This window comes from Lentisalinibacter sediminis (genome assembly GCF_040706615.1).
Lineage (GTDB): Bacteria > Pseudomonadota > Gammaproteobacteria > Steroidobacterales > Woeseiaceae > Lentisalinibacter > Lentisalinibacter sediminis.
Genome location: NZ_JAPDRF010000003.1, coordinates 453,201 through 470,679, shown reverse-complemented (window position 1 = coordinate 470,679; position 17,479 = coordinate 453,201). Strand labels below are relative to the sequence as shown.

Below are 17,479 nucleotides of genomic sequence, written 5' to 3'. Positions count from 1 at the left end.
CTTGGCGAGCAGACAGGAACAATTCTCCGGCACGAAGGAGGTGGTGGAGGCGCACCGCTTCGACGAGGCTCGCCTCGAGGAATACATGGCCGGGCACGTGGAAGGTTTCGAGGGACCGCTGACGGTGCGCCAGTTCCGCGGCGGCCAGTCGAATCCCACCTATCGGCTCAGTTCGCCCTCGGGACAGTACGTGCTGCGGCGCAAGCCGCCGGGCAAACTGCTGCCATCGGCGCATGCGGTGGACCGGGAGTTCCGGGTGATCAGCGCCCTGTACGAGCAGGACTTTCCCGTGCCGCGGCCCTATGTGCTGTGCGACGACGAGAGCGTGGTTGGCACGATGTTCTACATCATGGACTGCGTGGACGGGCGCATCTTCTGGGAGCTGGACCTGCCGGCGCTGGAGCCGGACGAGCGCACCGCCATCTACGACCATGTCAACGCGACCATCGCCACGCTGCACTCCGTTGACTACGTCGCGGCCGGCCTGGAGACATTCGGTAAGCCGGGCAACTACTTCGCCCGCCAGATCTCGCGCTGGTCGAAACAGTACTACGCCTCGGAGACGCAGAAGATCCCCGAGATGGACCGCCTGATCGAGTGGCTGCCCGAGAACATCCCGGACGACGACTCGTCCAGCATCGTCCATGGTGATTTCCGCCTGGACAACATGATCATCCATCCCACGGAGCCGCGCGTGATCGCCGTGCTGGACTGGGAGCTCTCCACCATCGGGCACCCGTTGGGCGATTTCACCTACCACCTCATGAGCTGGCAGATGCCGCCGCTGGGGGTCGGCTCCAGCGGTCTCAAGGACCGCGAACTGAAGCCGCTCGGTATCCCCACCGAGGACGAATACGTGGACATGTACTGCGAGCGCACCGGCCGCAAAGGCATCGAGAACCGGGATTTCTATGCCGCCTACAACTTCTTCCGCATCGCGGCGATCCTGCAGGGTATCGCCGGACGGGTGCGCGACGGCACGGCGGCCAGCGAACACGCGAAGCAGTCGGCGCGTTCGGTGCAGCCCCTGGCCGAGATCGCCTGGGACTATGCGCTGCGGGCGGGAGCCGGGGGCGGATGAGCGAGCCCATCCTGCTCGACGTGGCCGAGGGCGTGATGACCATCACGCTGAACCGGCCGGACCGGCTGAACGCGTTCAACCCGGCGATGCGCGATGCGTTGATCGACGCCTACGCCGAAGCCGGGCGCAACGACGACGTGCGTGTGGTGATACTGACGGGCGCGGGCCGGGCATTCTGCGCCGGGGCCGATCTCGAGTCCGGCGGCGACACCTTCAACCGGGCCGACCGCAGCGCCGAGGCCCATCGTGACGGCGGTGGCCGCGTCACGCTGGCCATGTTCGACTGCCCGAAGCCGATCATCGCGGCGATCAACGGGCCGGCGGTGGGCGTGGGCCTGACCATGACGCTGCCGGCCGACATCCGGCTGACGGTGCCGGACAACAAGCTCGGCTTCGTCTTCCTCGCCCGGGGCATCGCGCCGGACGCCTGCTCGAGCTGGTTCCTGCCCCGCATCGTCGGTGTCAGCAAGGCCATGGAGTGGTTCGCCACCGCCCGGGTTTTCGGCACGGACGAGGCGCGGGAGGCCGGCCTCGTCTCGGAAGTGCTCGCGCCGGATGCGCTGCTGCCGAGGGCCCGGGCGCTGGCGGCGGAGATAGCCGAGAACACCGGCGCGGTGTCGGTGGCGCTGGCGCGCGCGCTGGTCTGGCGCATGCTGGGTGCCGCCGGGCCGCACGAGGCACATCTCCTCGAGTCTCAGGCGATCTGGCACATGGGGCAGTCCGCAGATGCGGCGGAGGGCGTCGCGAGCTTCCTGGAGAAACGCAAGCCGCAGTTCCCGCTGCGGGTCTCGGAGCACATGCCGCCGTTTTATCCGTGGTGGCAGGACGAACACTGAGCCGGCCGGGCAGCCGATCACGGAGCGGATCACGGGACACTGAACATGGCACTGGACTACGACAGACTGATGGCCTGCCGGGCGAAGGACGAGCGGGTCGCCTGGACCGACCGTGAGACCCTGCTCTATGCCCTTGGCGTCGGCTTCGGCCAGGATCCGACCGACGAGCGCGAGCTCGGCTACGTCTGCGAGCGGCGCGTGCTGAAGACGGTGCCCACGCTTTCCACCGTGCTCCGGACCGACGGCTTCGCCGGCTATCTGGACGCAAGCGGCTGGGACTTTTCACGGGTGCTGCACGGCGAGCAGCGCCTGACGTTGCATCGGCCGCTGCCGCCGGCCGGCGAGCTCCTGCTGGACTCCCGCGTGACGGCGGCCTATGACAAGGGGGAGGGCAAGGGCGCCATCATCCTCACCGAGACCGAGGGCCGCCTCGCCCGGGACGACACGGCCATGTTCACCCTCGGCAATACGATATTCGCGCGCGGCGACGGCGGCTTCGGCGGACCGGCCGGTTCGGGCCCGGCGCCCCACCCGGAGCCGGACAGGGAGCCGGATCTTACCTGTGAACTCGCCACGCGGCCGGAACAGGCATTGCTCTACCGGCTGAACGGCGACCGCAATCCGCTCCACGCCGACCCCGCGCTCGCCGCCCGGGCCGGTTTCGACAGGCCGATCCTGCACGGCCTGTGCACCTACGGGTTCGCCTGCCATGCCGTGCTGAAAACGGTGTGCGAGTACGACCACACGCTGATCACGGGCTTCGATGCGCGCTTCTCGGCGCCGGTGTTCCCGGGCGAGCGAATACTGACGGAGATGTGGCAGGATGGGAACCTGATCTCGTTTCGCTGCCGGGTCCCGGAGCGGGGTGTCACGGTCGTGTCGAATGGCAGATGCACTCTGTCGCTTTGAGGGGGTAGATAGCTGATGGATCGGTCGAAATCCGGGCGGGGACTGGTACTCCTTGCGCTGCTGGCCGCCACGCTGCCGCCGGCCGCCGCCGCGGCACTGGACGAGCAGACGCGGGAGTCGCTGCAACGCGTCGACGGCGAACGCATCGTCGAGGCCGACGGCGAGCCGGGCAACTGGCTCACCCACGGCCGCACCTACAGCGAGCAGCGCTTCAGTCCGCTCGCCCAGGTGGATACGGAGAACGTGGACGAACTGGGTCTCGCCTGGTCTTTCGAACTGCCCACCCGGCGCGGCCAGGAGGCCACGCCCATCGTGGTCGACGGCGTGATGTACGTCACCGGCTCCTGGAGCATGGTCTTCGCGCTGGATGCACGCACCGGCGAGAAACTCTGGAGCCACGATCCGCAGGTGCCCCGCGCCACCGGGCGCAATGCGTGTTGCGACGCCGTCAACCGCGGCGTCGCGATCTGGGAGGGCAAGGTCTTCTTCGGCACTCTCGACGGCCGTCTCGTCGCGCTCGATGCGGTCACCGGCGAGAAGCTGTGGGAGCGGGTCACGGTCGACCAGTCGCAGCCCTACACCATCACCGGCGCGCCGCGGGTGGTGAAGAACAAGGTGCTGATCGGCAACGGCGGCGGCGAGTACGGCGTGCGCGGCTACCTGAGCGCCTACGACCCGGACACCGGCGAGATGATCTGGCGCTTCTACACGGTTCCGGGCAACCCGGCCGATGGCTTCGAGGACGAGATCATGGCCATGGCGGCCGAGACCTGGAACGGCGAGTGGTGGAAGCTCGGCGGCGGCGGCACCGTCTGGGATTCCATGGCCTACGACCCGGACCTGGACCTGCTCTACGTGGGGGTGGGCAACGGTTCGCCCTGGAACCAGAAGCAGCGCAGCCCGGGCGGCGGCGATAATCTGTTCCTGTCCTCCATTATGGCGCTGCGCCCGGACACCGGGGAGTACGTCTGGCATTACCAGACGACGCCCGGCGAGACCTGGGACTACACCGCCACCCAGCACATGATCCTGGCGGACATCGAGATCGGCGGCGAGACCATGCCGGTGATCATGCAGGCACCGAAGAACGGCTTCTTCTACGTGCTCGACCGTCGCGACGGCCGCTTCATCAGCGCCGAGAATTTCGTGCGCATCAACTGGGCTACCCACGTGGATCCGGAGACCGGCCGGCCGGTGGAGCTCCCGGACGCGCGTTATTCGGACGAGCCCCGGCTGACCTTTCCGTCGCCGTCGGGCGCGCACAACTGGCAGCCGATGTCGTACAGCCCGCAGACTGGCCTGGTCTACGTCCCCGCGATGGACGTGCCTGCCACCTACGGCGCCGACCCGGAGTCGCCGCGCGCGTCGACCTACTGGCAGACGGGCACCGACATGGCGAAGGGCACCACGCCGATGCAGCTCGGCCCCGACATCGAGCGCAGCATGTACCGCCAGCTGGTGAAAGCCTCCCTGCTGGCCTGGGATCCGGTGCGCCAGGAGGCTGTCTGGCGCGTCCCCCACCAGCACCCGTGGAACGGCGGCGTCCTTTCCACCGCCGGCGGCCTCGTCTTCCAGGGCGACGCCATGGGCTTCTTCAGCGCCTACCGGGCGGCGGACGGCGAGCGGCTCTGGCAGGCGCCGGCGAACAACGGCATCGTGGCGGCACCGATCAGCTACGAGGTGGACGGCGAACAGTACGTCGCGGTGCTGGCCGGCTGGGGCGGCGCCATGGCGCTGTACGGCGGTGCCGTGAACGACAATGTCGTGAGCGGCGCGACGGGGCGCATGCTGGCCTACAAGGTGGGTGCCGACGGTAGCCCGCCGCCCGGCCCGGCGCCCCTGGCGGAGATGCCCGAGCCGCCGGAACTCGATACGAGCGACGAGATGCTGGAACGGGGCTTCGATCAGTACGCCCGCCACTGCGCCGTGTGCCACGGCTTCCGCGTGATCGGCGGCGGCGTGATCCCCGATCTGCGCTACCTCACGCCCGACCGGCACGAGATATTCGCGCAGATCGTGGGCAAGGGACTGCTGGCGGGAGCCGGCATGCCGAGCTTCGAGAATCGTCTGAGCGAGGAGGACATCGAGGCCATCCACGCCTACGTCATCTTCGAGACGCAGCGCGAGTGGGAGCGTCAGAACGACTGGGGCTGGTGGCGGGCCGTGAAGGAGACTGCGGCGGACGCCGCCGCCTGGGTGCTGCTGAAGTTGCAGTAATCGGTCAGCGCCGGCGCGCCACCACCCGGTAGCGCACGCCGATATCCTCGGCCACGGAGAGGGCGCCGCCCATGATGCTGAACGGCTCCAGGCCGAGCGCGGCATGGCTCACCGTGGTCTCGCCCGTGGCCACCAGCCGGTCCTCGTCGACTCGCACACGCAGCGGGAAGTCCACCAGCCTGCGCCGTCCGCGGATCGTGAGCGCCGTCGTTACCGTCAATGCCTCGCCGCTGTTCTCCACCGCCACCAGTTCGGCGCTCAGTTCGGGATGGCGCGCCGCATCCAGCACTGCCTCACCAAGCATGTTGCCGCGGGTCCCCTCGATGTCCTCGGGGGGGATTTCGCCGGGGAAGTCGTCGCCGGCGGCCTCGCGCAACCCGGGTTCGTCGACGGTCAGCTGTGCCACCGGCAGGCTGATGCGGAACGCCGAGCGGCCCTGCCGGTCCCGGTACCAGACGGTCCCCTGCAGGTCCCGGCTCGCGACCACGTGGTTGTGTCCCAGCCGCGCCAGCGGGCCCGCGCGATAGACGTAGAGTTGCAGCAGGGAGGCCTCCGGATCGACGCGGTACTCGGTGGCCGTCGCCCGGTCGACGTCGGCCGCGTGCCTCTCCTCCGTGGGCGGCGCCGGCTCGACCGGCATTCTGCCGGCGCAGCCGACCAGCAGCAGGCCCATGGCCGCCAACGCGGCCAGGCGGGTGAGTGGGGTGTGCGGAGTTGCTGTGGCGTCTGCAGTGGGGTCAGACTTTTTCCTCATCATCCAGCTATCATCCAGCTATCATCCGGCTGTCCCTCAGCGACGGGTGGAACGACGGAGCATCTTAACAGGCGGTGGAGACGGAGCCGGGTATGAGTACGGGTATGAGTAAAAGGTTACATGTGAAGGTCCGGGATCATGTGGCGGAGGTGTCGCTGAGCCGCCCGGAGAAGTACAACGCGCTGGACCGGGAGATGTTCCACGCCATCATCGAGGCCGGCGAGTCGCTGGCCGGTCGCGCGGACGTGCGGGCGGTCGTGCTCCGTGGCGAGGGCGGCAACTTCTCCGCTGGCATCGATACTTCGACGTTTACCCAACCCGGACCCGGCGACGGAGATGGCCCCGGCTTCGCGGCGGAGGCCATGCAACCGCGGGGCGACACGCCCGCCAATCTGTTCCAGAGCCCCGCGTGGGTCTGGAAGGCGCTGCCGGTACCGGTGATCGCGGCGCTGGAGGGCGTGGTGTTCGGCGGCGGCCTGCAGATCGCGCTGGGGGCCGACATCCGCTACACCGCGCCGGATGCCCGCCTCTCGGTCATGGAGATCAAGTGGGGCCTGATACCGGACATGGGTTTGACCCATACGCTGCGCGGCGTCATGCCGCTGGACCGGCTGAAGGAGCTGACCTTCAGCGGCCGCATCCTGGACGGCAGGGAAGCGGCGGACGTCGGTCTCGTGACCGCCGTGAAATCCGACCCTCTGCAGGCCGCCCGCGGGCTCGCCGCCGAGATCGCCAATCGCTCGCCGGACGCGATCCGCGCCAGCAAGCGTCTGCTGGAAGAGGCGTTCGTGGGCGACGGCGCCACGGGACTCGCCCTGGAGGCCGAACTTCAGTCCGGACTCATGCTGCAGCCGAACCAGATCGAGGCCGTGATGGCCAATATGGAGAAGCGCTCGCCGCGGTTCCGCGACCCCGGATAACGCTCTGCGGGCCGGCCGCCCGACTCAGAAGCCGCTCTTCGCCCACTCGATGTGGCCGGGGACGGGCAGTTCCTCGAACAGTCCCACGGTAAATCGGCCGGCCCCGGCGCGCAGCGGCTTGATCTCTTTCTGGTATTTGTCCGAATTCCAGAACGCCCGCGCGTGTTCCGCGGACGGGAAGCGAGCCAGCACCAGCCCCTGGTGGGAGGGCCAATCCGCCTCCAGCATCTCCACCGGCTTGCCGATGGCCGCGTAGTAGCCCTGATGCTGCTCGTACAGCAGGGACTCGGCCAGGGCCTCGGTGTAGGCCTTCATCTTCTGCGGGTCGGTAATCTCGCCGATCACCACCATGAATACCGGTTGCGATGCATCCTGATTCATCATTAAGCTACTTTGTCGCAGCAGGGAGCGGGTGACAAGTCCTCGGGAAAACCCCGTCGTCGCCGCGCCACGGAACGAAGGTGAGAGGGCCGGCACGCCATGATGGCCAAGAGATTCCCGATGTCGATGAAACGGATCCCGGCGCGGCGCGCATTGCCCTCGCTCGCCCTCGGGGCGGCCCTGGCCCTCTGGACTGCGCCCGCCGCCACCCAGGAGCCCTTCCCCGGCAACGTCCCCGGCACCCGCACGGTCAAGATCCAGCAGAAGGCGGAACAGGCCTATCAGGAAGGCGACTACGAGCGCGCTTTCAGGATCTGGCGCAAGGACCTGGTGGAGATCGGCGACAAGTACGCGCAATACATGGTCGGCTATCTCTACCTCACCGGACAGGGCACCGAGCGCGACGTCGCCCGGGCCTACGCCTGGTACCGGCTGGCCGCGGAGCGGGGCCACGACGAGCTGGTGAGCGTCATGGAGGAGTTGGAGAAACAGCTTGCGCCGGCCGAACTGGAGGCCGGCGTGGCCGAGTACGAGCGTCTCTACGGCAAGTACGGCGACCGCGAGCTGGTGCGCCGTCTGATCCGTCTCGACGAGCTGCGCCTGAAGAGTCGCACCGGCCGCGTCGGCGCGTCGGTCGGCGCGCCGATGACGGTGATCCTGCGCAACGGGCGTTCCGTCGATGGCACGCGCTATTACGCCGCTATCGAGCAAAGGCTCGAGCGCCGCTACCGTTACCTGCAGGGCTACGTCGAGTTCGGCGAGCTGGAGACGCTCCCGGACGAGCTGGATCAGGACCCGCCGGCGGACGAAGACGGCGCGGGCGGCCCCGCAGAGGAGGCCGGGACACCGGACTAGATCCGCCCGCCGCGCCGGGTGCCCTCAGTCCGGCGCCGGCTCCTCGCTCTGCCAGAAGGCGAAGACCACGCCGGCGTAGACCGCCCAGGTCAGGTCGCGGCGATAGAGCGGGCTTGCCTCGTTGCGGGACCCGGTGTGGGCGTTCACGGTGACCCCCGCGAACAGGAAGCGCTTCGGGTCGCGCCGGGTCAGCCGGGCGCCGAATTCCGTCTGCAGATAGCCGCCCCGTGCCTCGTACACCGGCCGCGACGGTGTCGCGTAGACCGGATCCACGGTGTAGAAATAGTGGTGCAGTTTCTCCGTCGCGAAGACCGGCGCGACGCTGAGGGACAACTCCCAGGGCGTGCCGGCGAACTCCGGCTTTTCGTACTCCAGTTCGGGGTTGAACACGAGGCCCCGGGAGCGCAGGCCGTCGTCGTCCCAGGAGAACACGCCGCGCAGCGGCAGCTCCAGCTTCAGCGTACGGGACGCGTCCGCCGGGTCGTTCAGCACGATTTCGAGCTCCGGGCCGGCCTCGAACAGGAAACCCAGATCCGGCATGCCGCGGCGAACGTCGATGTCGTCGCTCTCGGCGTCCAGCGAGCCGTCCAGGCTCACGTCCAGCTCCAGCCGCGGCGAGCGGAACAGGCGGCCCGACACCACGCTGGAATCGCCGATGCGCAGGAAGTCGCCCCGGTAGACGACGGCTGGGAAGGGCAGTGCGCGGCCGCTCGATTCCTCCGCGGCGGGATAATCCGGGGCCCAGGTCGCGACCACCCCGGCGCCCACTTCCCACAGCGGCAGCGGTTCCTCCTCGACTTGCGCCGCGCCGGTATACGGCAGGGCCGTGGCCAGCAGCGCCACGGCGAGTGACGCGAGGAGGGCGGGCAGGCGACCGGTCCGGGTCATCGCGGTGCCAGTCCCCGGGTCAGGATGGCGGGGAACTCTGCGAGGATCCGGGCCGCCACGCCGGGGTCGCCGTGGAACCACTTCGGTACCCAGTTGACGGCGCCCATGATCGCGTTGCCGGTCATGCGCACGTCGCAGGGCGCGATGCTGCCGTCGCCGATGCCCTGCTCCAGGATGGCCTCGAACGCCCGGCCGTGTGCCCGGGAGCGGCGCAGGATCTCTTCGCGGTGGCGGGGCGCCAGCGCCGGGATCTCGCTCATGATGGCGATCGGCCCCTCTTCTCCGCACATCGCCTCCAGGTGGTAGCGCAGATAGCGGCGTGCCTGGTCGAGGCCGGTGCCGCCCTCGCCGATGGCGCGCGCGAGCGCCGCCGTGCCGATCTCCGCTGCCCGCAGGTAGCACTCGTAGACCAGATCCTGTTTGCCCGAGACGTAGTGATAGATGGCGGCGTCCGTCATGCCGAGCTGGTCTGCCACGTCCCGCAGCGACGTGCCGCTGTAGCCCTTCCGGTTGAAGCAGGCCGCGGCGGCTCGCAGCAGACGGCCGCGTTTCAACTGGAACGCGGTCGCCGAGCCGCTGTCCGCGGTGCCGGCGACCGCGTCTGCGCCAGCGGCCCCGGTGTCGGCGGCGCCGCTCCCGCTCACGACACCTGCCGGTCGCGGCCCTGCCAGTATTGCTCGCGCAGCTCCCGACGCAGCACCTTGCCACTGGGATTGCGGGGGAGCTCCTCGACGAAGTCGACGCTGCGCGGCGCCTTGTAGCGGGCGATGCGCTCGCGGGCGAAGTCGATCAGCTCTCCGGCGGTCAGCTCCTCGCCGGGTTTGCGGACCACTATGGCCTTCACTGCCTCGCCCCACCTCTCGTCCGGCACGCCGATGACTGCGACGTCGGCTACCGCGGGATGCGCGAACAGCGCGTTCTCCACCTCCGCGGGATAGATGTTCTCCCCGCCGGAGATGATCATGTCCTTCAGACGGTCGTGGATGTAGAGATAGCCGTCCTCGTCGAAGTAGCCGGCGTCGCCGGTGTGGAACCAGCCGTCCTGCATGGATTCCGTTGTGGCTTCCGGCCGGTTCCAGTAGCCCTTCATCAGCCAGTCCGATTTCAGGCAGATCTCGCCTACCTCGCCCGCGGGCAGCTCGTTACCGTCCGCGCCGAGGATGCGGATCTCCGAGCCCTCGTAGGGCAGGCCGCAGGAGCGCAGCTTGCCCCGCGCGGGCTCGTGGTCGGCCGGCGGCAGCTGGGTGGCCAGTCCCAGGTTCTCGGTGAGGCCGTAGAGCTGCGTGAAGTTACAGCCGAACACCTCGCGGGCCTTCAGCAGCACCGCCTCGGCGATGGGCGAAGCGCCGTAGGCGATGTTGCGCAGGCTCGAGTAGTCGAACTCGCCCACGTTGGGCTGGTGGATCAGTGCCAGGATCACGGCGGGCACGAAGAAAGTGTGGTTGACGTCGTACTCGTCCAGCAGCCGCAGGATCTCCTGGGGGTCGAAGTCGGCCACGATCACCGTACGCGTGCCCTGCATCAGCGAGAACAGGCCGCTGTTGGAGCCGGCGACGTGGAACACCGGCATGCAGATGAGCGCGGTCTCGCCGGGCTCGTAGGCCGCCCAGTCCACCTTCGTGGCCGCATCCACCGCCGGGAACCAGGCGCCGTGGGTGAGCTGTACGCCCTTGGGGTGGCCCGTCGTGCCGCTGGTGTAGAGTTGCTCGAAGTCGTCCTCCGGATCGTACGGCAGCATCGGGTCGTCGGCGGACTGTTTGTCGCGCCAGTCCGCGTAGGACTCCCATCGCTCGTGGCCGTCGTCCAGCGCGATGATCTTGCCGATCCGCGTGAGTTCGCCCTCCAGCGCCTCGATCATCGGGTAGAACTCCTTGCCGACGAACAGGATCTGCGCATCGGCATCCTCCAGGATGTACTTCACCTCCGGCGCGGCCAGCCGGGTGTTGACGGCGACCATCACGTTGCGGGATTTCGCGCAACCGAGCACGATCTCGAAGTAGTTCGGCGCGTTCTTGGAGAGATAGCCCACCCGGGTCTGGATCGGCAGGTCCTCCGCGGCGAGACCGTTCGCCACCCGGTTCACCCGTTCGTCGAGTTCGGCGTAGGTGGTGACCTCGCCGTTGAAGACCAGGGCCTCGCCCTGCGGATTCTCCCGTGCGTGCACACGGCTGATGTCGGCCAGATTCAAGGTCGGCATGCTCCCCTCCCGGTCAGGAAATTACTCCAGAAAACATTCAATTAAGTCTGCACGAGCCCCCGGCGCGCGCTTGTATTGCACCGTCTGCGACGGTATTTTAATCCACATTAAATTTCCAGCCGGTCTCCGGCCGGAAGCGCCGCTTCCGGAAGCCGAACCACGAGGTCTCGTTCATGAGTACCGCAGCCAGCGATCTGCCCCGAATCTCACGCGATGCCGAGACGGCCCCGCTCCGCTTCGTCACCGCGGCATCGCTGTTTGACGGTCACGACGCAGCTATCAATATCATGCGGAGACTGATCCAGTCCAAGGGTGCCGAGGTGATCCATCTCGGGCACAACCGCAGCGTGGCCGACGTGGTACGCGCGGCCCTGCAGGAAGACGCCGACGGCATCGCCATCAGCTCCTACCAGGGTGGCCACGTCGAGTACTTCCGCTACATGGTCGACATGCTGCGAGAGGCCGGCGCGGAGCACATCCGCATCTTCGGCGGCGGCGGCGGCACCATCACCCTGGACGAGATCCGCGAGCTGATGAACTACGGCGTCGAGCGCATCTACCACCCCAACGACGGCATGAAGATGGGCCTCGACGAGATGATCGAGGACCTGATCCGCCGCACGGTGGCGGCGCGCCGTCCGACGGTGCAGCCCGGCGAGCCGGACCCCGACGACATGACGGCCGTCGCGGCGATGATCTCGGCGATCGAGGAGGGCGCGTTCAGCGACGACGAACTCGCCACGCTGCGCAAGACCTGGCAGATGCGTTCCGGCCGCGTGCCCGTGGTGGGCATCACCGGTACCGGCGGGGCCGGCAAGTCCAGCGTCACGGACGAACTGCTGAACCGTTTCCTGCAGTCCTTCCCCGACATGCGCATCGCGGTGCTGGCCGTGGACCCCACCCGCCGACGGACCGGCGGCGCCCTGCTGGGCGACCGCATCCGCATGAACAGCCTGCACTCCGAGCGGATCTACATGCGCTCCATGGCCACGCGGCGCCAGCATCTGGCCACCAGCGAGATGCTGGGCGACGCCATCGCCTTCCTGAAATCCATGGGCAACGATCTCGTGATCGTGGAGACCGCCGGCATCGGCCAGAGCGACAGCGAGATTGTCGATCTGGTGGACTACTCGGTGTACGTGATGACCTCCGACTACGGCGCGGCCAGCCAGCTCGAGAAGATCGACATGCTGGACTTCGCCGATCTCATCGTGCTGAACAAGTTCGACAAGCGGGGCGCCGAGGACGCGCTCAGGGATATCCGCAAGCAGTGGAAGCGCAATCACCTGAAGTTCCAGGCCTCCGACGACGAGGTGCCGGTCTATCCCACCATCGCCAGCCAGTTCAACGACCCGGGCGTCTCGTGGATGTTCGTCAACCTGTGCGGGAACCTGGCGGAGAAGCTGGAACTCGATGCCGCGCGCTGGACACCGGACATGGACGTGCCCGAGAAGGAGCCGAAGGCCACCGCCATGATCCCGGGCTCCCGGGTGCGGTATCTCGCCGAGATCAGCGAACAGGGCCGGGACATCAACGAGCGCATCGCCGCCCAGGCAGAGGCCGCCAGCCGGGCGCAGCAGATGTACGAGGCGCTGCGGGCGCTGGAGGATACGGAGCTGCCCGCAGCGCTCGCGTCCTATCCCCGCGAGGCCCTCACGGCCGACGAGGACCGCTCCCTGCTGGTGCTGCGCCAGCGCTACCAGGAGGCCGTCCAGGAGCTGGACGGGGAGGCTGTCGAACTGCTGCAGGAATGGCCGCAGCGCTACGAGGGCGTGCGCGCCGAGCGCTACAGCTACGCGGTGCGCGGCAGGGAGGTCACCGGCGAAAATTATCGCGAAAGCCTCAGCCACCAGCCGATCCCGAAGATCGCGCCGCCGAAGTATCGGGACTGGGGCGAACTGCTGGCCTTCCTCATGAGGGAGAACCTGCCGGGCTCCTATCCCTACACCGGCGGCGTGTATCCTTACCGGCGCACCGGCGAGGATCCCATCCGCATGTTCGCCGGCGAGGGCACGCCGGAGCGTACGAACCGCCGCTTCCATTACCTCTCCCGCGGGCACGATGCGGCGCGGCTGTCCACGGCCTTCGATTCGGTCACGCTGTACGGCGAGGACCCCCACGAGCGCCCGGACATCTACGGCAAGGTGGGCAACTCCGGCGTGTCGATAGCCACCGTCGACGACATGAAGAAGCTCTATTCGGGCTTCGACCTGTGCGACCCCTCCACCTCAGTCTCCATGACCATCAACGGCCCGGCGCCGATGATCCTGGCGTTCTTCATGAACACGGCCATCGACCAGCAGGTGGAGAAGCACCTGCGCGAGACCGGGCGGTGGGAGGACGCGCAGAAGACCATCGACGCCTGGTTCGAGGGCAAGGAGCGGCCGCAGTACCGCGGCGAGCTGCCCGAGGGCAGCGACGGCCTGGGCCTGGGGCTGCTCGGCATCCCCGGCGACCAGGTGGTGGACGCCGAGACCTACGAACGCATCAGGGCCGAGACGCTCGCCACCGTGCGCGGCACGGTGCAGGCGGACATCCTGAAGGAGGACCAGGCCCAGAACACCTGCATCTTCTCCACCGAGTTCGCGATGAAGATGATGGGCGACGTGCAGCAGTACTTCATCGACCACAATGTCCGCAATTACTACAGCGTCTCCATCAGCGGCTATCACATCGCCGAGGCCGGCGCGAACCCCATCAGCCAGCTCGCCTTCACGCTGGCGAACGGCTTCACCATCGTCGAGTACTATCTGGCCCGCGGCATGAACATCGACGACTTCGCGCCGAATCTGTCGTTCTTCTTCTCCAACGGCATGGATCCGGAATACGCGGTGATCGGGCGGGTGGCCCGGCGCATCTGGGCGCGCGCCATGCGCGAGCGCTACGGCGCGAGCCGCCGCAGCCAGATGCTGAAGTATCACATCCAGACATCCGGCCGCAGCCTGCACGCCCAGGAGATCAGCTTCAACGACATCCGCACCACGCTGCAGGCGCTCTACGCCCTGTTCGATAACTGCAACAGTCTGCACACCAATGCCTTCGACGAAGCCATCACCACGCCCACGGAGCAGTCGGTGCGCCGGGCGGTGGCCATCCAGTTGATCATCAACCGGGAGCTGGGCCTGAACTACTGCGAGAACCCCTGGCAGGGCTCGTTCATCACCGACGAGCTCACCGAACTCGTGGAGGAGGCCGTCTACCAGGAGTTCGAGCGCATCTCCGAGCGCGGCGGCGTGCTCGGTGCCATGGACACCATGTACCAGCGCGGCAAGATCCAGGACGAGAGCCTGTACTACGAGAGCCGCAAGCACGACGGCAGTCTGCCGCTCATCGGCGTGAACACGTTCCTGCCGGCGGAAGGCCAGGAGGACGAGGTGGGCACGCTGGAGCTCATGCGTTCCAACGACCAGGAGAAGCAGGCGCAGATCGACGCAGTGCGCGCGTTCCAGCGCAACCACGTCGGCGACCGCAGCGAGTCGCTGGAGAAGCTCAGGAAGGTGGCGCGGGCCCGCGGCAACATCTTCGAGGAGCTGGTGCAGACCGTGAAGACGAGTTCCCTGGGGCAGATATCGAGGGCGCTGTACGATGTGGGCGGCGAGTACCGCCGCAACATGTGAGTCACGACCGAGGCATCGCGAAATGGCAGAAGAAAAAGAACTGCTGACGGAGACGAAGGACGGTGTCACCACCATCACGCTGAACCGGCCGGATGCGCTGAACGCGCTGACGCCGGGTATGCTGGAGGCGCTGGGAACTGCAATGGAGGCCGCCGGTGACGATGACGACGTGCGTGCGGTGGTGGTCACCGGCGCCGGGCGCGCCTTCAGCGCGGGCGTCGACCTGAAGTCGCTGGGCGACCGGCCGATCATCAACGGCAGCGTCGGCGACATCCTGGATATCCCGGCGCGGCGGGCCATCCGTTACATGGAGATCGCACCGAAGCCGGTCATCGCCAAGGTGAACGGGCATTGCTTCACCGGCGCGCTGGAGCTCGCGCTCGGCTGCGATCTCGTCTACACGGCGGCCGAGGCGAAGCTCGGCGACACCCACGCGAAATGGGGCGTGCGGCCGTCCTGGGGCATGAGCCAGCGGCTCCCGCGGCGGGTGGGCATGACCCGCGCGAAGGAGATGTCGCTCACGGCCCGCAGCGTCACCGGCGCCGAGGCGGTGGAGATTGGTCTCGCCAACGACTGCGCGCCCGCCGCGGAACTGGACGATCTCGTGGGCTCGGTGCTGGAGCGGATACGGGAGAACAGCGCCCACGTCCTGGCCGCCTACAAGGTACTCTACCGCGACACCGAGGACCGCACGCTCACCGCCGGCCTGGCCTTCGAGGCCGGCACCCTCTTCGAGATACCCGATACCGCAGAGCGGCTGTCCGGCTTCCGCAAGTAATGGCCGCGGCCTCTTCGGACGACGCCCTCGGCGCAGTGCTGGACATCGCCGGCGCCGAGGGCACCTTCCTCGACATCCTCGGCCTGCGCCAGCTGGAATGGTCCGAAGGCCATGCCCGTCTCGCGCTGGAAGTGGAGCGACGGCACACCAACACCGTCGGCCTGCTGCACGGCGGTGTCATCCTCTCGCTGCTGGATATCGGCGGGGCGATGGCGTGCCTGTACGGCAAGCGGGAGGAATACGTGGCCATCACCGTGAACCAGAACACGAGCTTCGTCACCGCGCACCGGTCCGGGCGCGCCATCGTCGAGGCGCGGCTCATCGGCCGGGGCGCCCGGCTGTGCTTCACCGAGACCACGGTGCTCGACGCCGGATCGGATACACTCTGCGCCACGGCGCTCGGCACCTACAACCTGTTCCGCCGCCAGCGCTAATCGAAATCCACGCAACCAGATCGGGAGTGACATGAGCGATCTATTCGACCTGAAGGGGCATCGCGCCCTCGTGACCGGCGCCGGCAGCGGCCTCGGCAAGCAATTCGCGAAGACCCTGGCCACAGCGGGGGCGGAGGTCGTACTGGCCGCAAGGCGCCGCGAGAAGCTGAAGGCCACAGCGACGGAGATCGACAACGCCGGCGGCACGGCGGCCTGCATCGATCTGGACGTCACGAATTCCGACTCGATCCGCGAATGCTTCGAGCAGGCGGAGCAGGAGATCGGCCTCATCGACATCGTGGTGAACAATGCCGGGATCAGCCGGGACAGCTTCGCCGTGGAACTCTCGGAAGAAGACTGGGACGCGGTGATCGATACCGATCTGAAGGGCGTCTTCATGGTGGCGCAGGCGGCGGCGCAGCGGCTCATCAAGGCGGAGAAGCCCGGCAGCATTATCAACATCGCTTCCATCCTCGGCAGCCGCGTCACCAAGATGCTGGTGCCCTACAACGCGGCCAAGGCAGGTGTGAAGCACATGACGAAGAGCCTGGCGCTCGAGTGGGCGCGCTACGGCATCCGGGTCAACTCTATCTCGCCCGGCTTCTTCAGGACCGAGATCAACGAGCACGCCATGCAGGCCGGCTACGAGGAACGGCTGAACAGCCTGATACCGATGAAACGAATCGGTCAGGTCGAGGAGCTGGCCGGCGCGCTGCTGCTGCTCGCATCGGACGCCGGCAGTTTCATGACCGGCAGCGACATCGTGGTCGACGGCGGGCACCTCTGTAGCTCGCTATGATCAACACGTATCCGGCATGCCGGCGGCCGGTTCGTCTCTCCGGGCGCGACGGCGGAGACTGCTAAGCGGTATTGCCACCGTCGATGGGAACGGCGGCCCCGGTAATCTGGGCGGCTGCGTCAGACGCCAGAAACGCCACGAGGGCCGCCACTTCCTGCGGTGTCGTGACTCGGCCGGTCGGGCTGGCAGCATCGGCTTCACGTCTCGCCTGTTGCGGATCCAGACCGCGCGTCGCTCCCTCCGCGTACAGCATGGGCGTCTCGACGTCGCCGGGGCAGATGGCGTTGACCCGGATGCCTTCGCGCGCATGATCGAGCGCCATCGCTTTTGTCATCAGGACCAGACCGCCTTTGCTGGCACAGTACGCGACGGCACGCGCCCCGCCTGACAGGCCCCAGTCGGAGGCAATATTCAGGATCACGCCTTTCGTTTCCCGCAAGTGCGGCATCGCTGCACGGCTGAGGAAGAAGGGTGCGTTCAGGTTGATAGCAACCGTCTCCAGCCAGAGGTCGTCGGTCGTTTCCTCGGCATTCGCCCGCCGGTAGATTCCTGCGTTGTTGACCAGGAGATCGAGCCGACCGAACTGTGCGATGCAGGCTGCGATCAGTTCGGCGCACGAGTCCGCCGACGTGATGTCTCCGACCCACGTCGCGACATTCGAATAGCGATCGCATAGCCGTCTCGTTCTTGCGCGGTCTCTTCCCGCCGCGAAGATCCGATAATCCGACTCCGCGAGGTGTGCAACGACGGCTTCGCCGATTCCCGAGCTTGCGCCGGTGACCAGCGCGACTCTCTGCTTCATCTCGGCTCTTC

16 protein-coding genes are annotated in these 17,479 nt (G+C 67.6%); 10 read left to right on the top strand and 6 right to left on the bottom strand.

All coding sequences use genetic code 11. The features are described 5' to 3' along the window. The first annotated feature begins 1 nt into the window (after position 1). Genes ACJMKX_RS07050 through ACJMKX_RS07035 form a run of 4 tightly spaced genes read left to right on the top strand, consistent with a single transcriptional unit; the run spans position 2 to position 5,043 of the window. Positions 2-1,081, top strand: coding sequence for a phosphotransferase (locus ACJMKX_RS07050; RefSeq protein ID WP_405222998.1), 1,080 nt, complete (start codon positions 2-4; stop codon positions 1,079-1,081). Continuing rightward, a complete protein-coding gene (locus tag ACJMKX_RS07045; RefSeq protein WP_405222996.1) occupies positions 1,078-1,917 on the top strand; it encodes a crotonase/enoyl-CoA hydratase family protein in 840 nt (279 codons plus the stop codon). Before ACJMKX_RS07050 ends, ACJMKX_RS07045 begins: the two co-directional genes overlap by 4 nt. A 45-nt stretch (positions 1,918-1,962) precedes the next feature. Continuing rightward, positions 1,963-2,826, top strand: coding sequence for a MaoC/PaaZ C-terminal domain-containing protein (locus ACJMKX_RS07040; protein WP_405222994.1), 864 nt, complete (start codon positions 1,963-1,965; stop codon positions 2,824-2,826). Positions 2,827-2,841: 15 nt separating this feature from the next. Then, on the top strand, positions 2,842-5,043 hold the full coding sequence (locus ACJMKX_RS07035; protein WP_405222992.1) for a PQQ-dependent dehydrogenase, methanol/ethanol family: 2,202 nt from the start codon (positions 2,842-2,844) through the stop codon (positions 5,041-5,043). Between the two features lie 4 nt (positions 5,044-5,047). On the opposite strand, the gene ACJMKX_RS07030 is transcribed toward ACJMKX_RS07035, so the two are convergent. Then, positions 5,048-5,800 carry a YceI family protein gene (locus tag ACJMKX_RS07030; RefSeq protein ID WP_405222990.1) on the bottom strand — a complete coding sequence of 251 codons (753 nt, stop codon included), beginning with the start codon at positions 5,798-5,800 and terminating at the stop codon, positions 5,048-5,050. A gap of 101 nt (positions 5,801-5,901) precedes the next feature. Between ACJMKX_RS07030 and ACJMKX_RS07025 the strand changes: the two genes are divergently transcribed. After that, complete coding sequence (locus tag ACJMKX_RS07025; RefSeq protein WP_405222988.1) at positions 5,902-6,717, top strand: crotonase/enoyl-CoA hydratase family protein; 816 nt, start codon at positions 5,902-5,904, stop codon at positions 6,715-6,717. A gap of 24 nt (positions 6,718-6,741) precedes the next feature. Here ACJMKX_RS07025 and ACJMKX_RS07020 read toward each other — a convergent pair whose 3' ends face one another. Continuing rightward, positions 6,742-7,101: a DUF1330 domain-containing protein gene (locus ACJMKX_RS07020; RefSeq protein ID WP_405222985.1), complete on the bottom strand. Its 360-nt coding sequence runs from the start codon at positions 7,099-7,101 to the stop codon at positions 6,742-6,744. Positions 7,102-7,218: 117 nt separating this feature from the next. On the opposite strand from ACJMKX_RS07020, the gene ACJMKX_RS07015 reads away from it, so the two are divergent. Further along, entirely contained in the window at positions 7,219-7,953 is a 735-nt protein-coding gene (locus ACJMKX_RS07015) for a tetratricopeptide repeat protein (protein ID WP_405222982.1), read from the top strand. Positions 7,954-7,977: 24 nt separating this feature from the next. Here the strand turns inward: ACJMKX_RS07015 and ACJMKX_RS07010 are convergent, their stop codons facing one another. Genes ACJMKX_RS07010 through ACJMKX_RS07000 form a run of 3 tightly spaced genes read right to left on the bottom strand, consistent with a single transcriptional unit; the run spans position 7,978 to position 11,038 of the window. Beyond that, positions 7,978-8,841: a MipA/OmpV family protein gene (locus tag ACJMKX_RS07010; RefSeq protein WP_405222979.1), complete on the bottom strand. Its 864-nt coding sequence runs from the start codon at positions 8,839-8,841 to the stop codon at positions 7,978-7,980. Further along, positions 8,838-9,485: a TetR/AcrR family transcriptional regulator gene (locus tag ACJMKX_RS07005; RefSeq protein WP_405222977.1), complete on the bottom strand. Its 648-nt coding sequence runs from the start codon at positions 9,483-9,485 to the stop codon at positions 8,838-8,840. The genes ACJMKX_RS07010 and ACJMKX_RS07005 overlap by 4 nt, the downstream gene beginning before the upstream one ends. Then, positions 9,482-11,038: a fatty acid--CoA ligase gene (locus tag ACJMKX_RS07000; protein WP_405222974.1), complete on the bottom strand. Its 1,557-nt coding sequence runs from the start codon at positions 11,036-11,038 to the stop codon at positions 9,482-9,484. Before ACJMKX_RS07000 ends, ACJMKX_RS07005 begins: the two co-directional genes overlap by 4 nt. A 173-nt stretch (positions 11,039-11,211) precedes the next feature. Between ACJMKX_RS07000 and ACJMKX_RS06995 the strand changes: the two genes are divergently transcribed. The 4 genes from ACJMKX_RS06995 to ACJMKX_RS06980 are packed head-to-tail and all read left to right on the top strand — an operon-like array spanning position 11,212 to position 16,666. Continuing rightward, positions 11,212-14,655 (top strand): methylmalonyl-CoA mutase family protein, encoded by a 3,444-nt coding sequence (locus ACJMKX_RS06995; RefSeq protein WP_405222971.1) that lies wholly within the window; start codon positions 11,212-11,214, stop codon positions 14,653-14,655. Between the two features lie 22 nt (positions 14,656-14,677). After that, positions 14,678-15,433, top strand: a complete 756-nt coding sequence (locus tag ACJMKX_RS06990) for an enoyl-CoA hydratase/isomerase family protein (RefSeq protein WP_405222968.1) — start codon at positions 14,678-14,680, stop codon at positions 15,431-15,433. Continuing rightward, complete coding sequence (locus ACJMKX_RS06985) at positions 15,433-15,867, top strand: PaaI family thioesterase (protein WP_405222965.1); 435 nt, start codon at positions 15,433-15,435, stop codon at positions 15,865-15,867. The genes ACJMKX_RS06990 and ACJMKX_RS06985 overlap by 1 nt, the downstream gene beginning before the upstream one ends. Positions 15,868-15,898: 31 nt before the next feature. Beyond that, positions 15,899-16,666, top strand: coding sequence for an SDR family NAD(P)-dependent oxidoreductase (locus ACJMKX_RS06980; protein WP_405222962.1), 768 nt, complete (start codon positions 15,899-15,901; stop codon positions 16,664-16,666). A gap of 61 nt (positions 16,667-16,727) precedes the next feature. Here ACJMKX_RS06980 and ACJMKX_RS06975 read toward each other — a convergent pair whose 3' ends face one another. Then, on the bottom strand, positions 16,728-17,468 hold the full coding sequence (locus ACJMKX_RS06975) for an SDR family NAD(P)-dependent oxidoreductase (RefSeq protein ID WP_405222958.1): 741 nt from the start codon (positions 17,466-17,468) through the stop codon (positions 16,728-16,730). Between the last annotated feature and the right edge of the window lie 11 nt (positions 17,469-17,479).